1 rRNA gene is annotated in these 3,269 nt (G+C 51.1%); it reads right to left on the bottom strand.

The features are described from left to right. Positions 1–3,269, bottom strand: a 23S ribosomal RNA gene (locus tag HW443_RS13050); the annotation flags it as partial.

Raw genomic sequence — 3,269 nt, 5'->3', positions numbered from 1 at the left:
CAGGAAAGAAAAAAGATCTTGAACGTTTTAAAGAGATAGCCTATATGGTCAAGCTCCCTTCTGCCCTTGCGCTCGAAGCACGATTGCCGACCGTGCTGAGGGAACCTTTGGGCACCTCCGTTACCTTTTAGGAGGCGACCGCCCCAGTCAAACTGCCCACCTGACGCTGTCCCCTGTCCGGATCACGGATCAGGGTTAGAACCCCAGCCCATCCAGGGTGGTATCTCAAGGGTGGCTCCACCAGAGCTAACGCTCCGGCTTCCTGGCCTCCCACCTATCCTGCACAGGATGAACCAAAGTCCAAGGTCAGGCTACAGTAAAGGTTCCGGGGTCTTTCCGTCCCGTTGCGGGAAGCCAGCATCTTCACTGGCATTATAATTTCACCGAGTCCCTGGTTGAGACAGCGCCCAAGTCGTTACGCCATTCGTGCAGGTCGGAACTTCACATTACTCCTCTGTTACCAGAGATGTAGACTATATCTTTATCTCATTTCGGGAGTACTTCAAGCTTCTCCTTAATGAGATACTGGCGTATTATAGCAGCCCTAGATTTGCAATAGCACCGGCTGCTATCGTCCCGCCTCTGGCGGGATCAGTCGTTACAGGCGGTATTTAAACCTTCCCTCGGTATTACCCTCATGGGGTTCCACCGATATAAGCCAGTTTTTCTTGTAGGATCACTCCCACAAGGGGCAATTTCTTACCCGACAAGGAATTTCGCTACCTTAGGACCGTTATAGTTCACCTTATCCTAATGTCGCCACTAGGGGTGGACCATATCTTCACCCTGATTACTCAGGGGTCTGGCGTATGGTCTCTGAGGATTCCATCAACTGAATAGTTCCTAAGATGTATTCTACTGAGAATCTGCGTTTTCCTCCGTTGTTCATCGGTCTTCTCAGTACCAGTATTCTTTCAAGTCCCCCTTGCTTCAAGTGTTCGTTCCGCTTGACCATATAGGCTATCTCTTTAAAACGTTCAAGATCTTTTTTCTTTCCTGAACGTAACTCGAATTTTGCAAAGAAGGGGAAGACTTTGTTTACAATATCTTCTACTTTAGTTACTTCGAAATAGCAGATACCGTCTCTTCTGTATCGAATTGTCCCACATTTTAGCACGCTCTGAAAAAGTTTAGGAATTGTATCATCTTTCTGCGAAATGTTGAAACTTAATGATACCTTCCAACCCATCTCAAAGTCGTTGCGTCTTCTTATCGGAACGTTAAAACTTCCCTCTCCCTCTGCAAATCCAGCCAGATACCAGCCTATTTCAGGGGGAATCCTTTCAACATCCAAGGAACTCGTTTCAGTTAAAGGCCTTTCCTGCTGATTGTCTGCACTCATCGCATTTTCACTGTGATATTCGAACATATGTTTGTATTATATCACAGTAGCGTGAGATTCACCAGAGTTCCCAGCATATAGCCAGATTTTTTCTGCAGTGTTACCACCACAGAGCCGCAACTTTCTTACGGCCGCCGTTTACCGGGGCTTAGGTTCAGAGCTTCGCCTTGAGTTGCCTCAAGGCTAACCCCTCCCCGTAACCTTCCGGCACCGGGCAGGCGTCAGCCCCTATACATCGTCTTGCGACTTAGCAGAGGCCTGTGTTTTTAGTAAACAGTCGCTTGGGCCTGTTCGCTGCGACCTCCTCGGGCTCCAGGAGCAAGTCCCTTCACCCTAACGAGGCACCCCTTCTTCCGAAGTTACGGGGTCAGTATGCCGAGTTCCTTAACCAGGGTTCTCTCGATCGCCTTAGGATTCTCTCCTCGCCCACCTGTGTCGGTTTTGGTACGGGCACCAGGTTGCTCACTAGAGGCTTTTCTTGGCAGTACAGGATCAACCACTTCTCCAAAAGAGGATCGACATCGCGCCTCAGGCACACGTCTTCCGGATTTTCCTGGAAGACACCCTAAACGCTTGTACGCAGATAACCAAACCGCGCTGGCCTACCTTCCTGCGTCCCCCCATCGCTGATAACGCAACATGGTGGTACGGGAATATTAACCCGTTCTCCATCGCCTACGCCTTTCGGCCTCGACTTAGGTCCCGACTGACCCTGGGCGGATTAACCTTCCCCAGGAAACCTTGGGCTTTCGGCGGACGGGTTTCTCGCCCGTCTCTCGCTACTCATACCGGCATTCTCTCTTCCCTGCGGTCCACCGGACCTTCTGGTCCGGCTTCACTCCCCAGGAAATGCTCCCCTACCAACACGAGATTGCTCTCGCATTCCATAGCTTCGGTAATGGACTTGAGCCCCGTTACATTATCGGCGCAGAATCACTTGACCAGTGAGCTGTTACGCACTCTTTGAAGGATGGCTGCTTCTAAGCCAACATCCTGGCTGTCTGGGCGATTCCACATCCTTTCCCACTTAGTCCATATTTGGGGACCTTAGCTGATGGTCTGGGCTTTTCCCCTCTCGACTACGAAGCTTATCCCCCGCAGTCTGACTCCCAGGCTCTGGAATCCTGGCATTCGGAGTTTGATTGGGTTTGGTAACCTGGTAAGGCCCCTAACCCATTCAGTGCTCTACCACCAAGATTAAACGCCTGAGGCTAGCCCTAAAGCTATTTCGGGGAGAACCAGCTATCTCTGAGTTTGATTGGCCTTTCACCCCTATCCACAGCTCATCCCCTAGCTTTTCAACGCTAGTGGGTTCGGGCCTCCACGAGGTCTTACCCTCGCTTCACCCTGGCCATGGATAGCTCACTCAGTTTCGGGTCTATAGCATGCAACTTAAACGCCCTATTAGGACTCGCTTTCGCTGCGGCTCCGGCTCTTCGCCTTAACCTTGCTGCATACCATAACTCGCCGGTCCGTTCTTCAATAAGTAGGCAGTCAGGCGCATGCCAAAGCACACACCCTTCCACAACTTGTAAGCACGCGGTTTCAGGTACTATTTCACTCCCCTCCCGGGGTTCTTTTCACCTTTCCCTCACGGTACTAGTTCACTATCGGTTGATGATAAGTACTTAGCCTTGCAGGGTGGTCCCCGCAGATTCCGACAGGATTTCTCGGGTCCCGTCGTACTCAGGAAATTACCAGGAGAACAGAGCATTTCGTATACAGGACTCTTACCTTCTCTGGTTGGCCTTTCCAGGCCCTTCTACTATGCTCTGCCTTTGTAACTCCTCGGCGCTAATGCGGTAGCACCAGGTAATTCCTACAACCCCTATCAGACAACGCCCGCACGCTATGGCATCTGATAGGTTTAGGCTCATCCCCTTTCGCTCGCCGCTACTACGGGAGTCTCGGTTGATTTTCTTTCCTC

Origin of the sequence: Candidatus Hakubella thermalkaliphila (genome assembly GCF_013281975.1) — a bacterium.
In the GTDB taxonomy this organism is placed as follows: Bacteria; Actinomycetota; Humimicrobiia; order Hakubellales; family Hakubellaceae; genus Hakubella; species Hakubella thermalkaliphila.
This window is presented reverse-complemented; position numbering and strand designations above follow the sequence as displayed.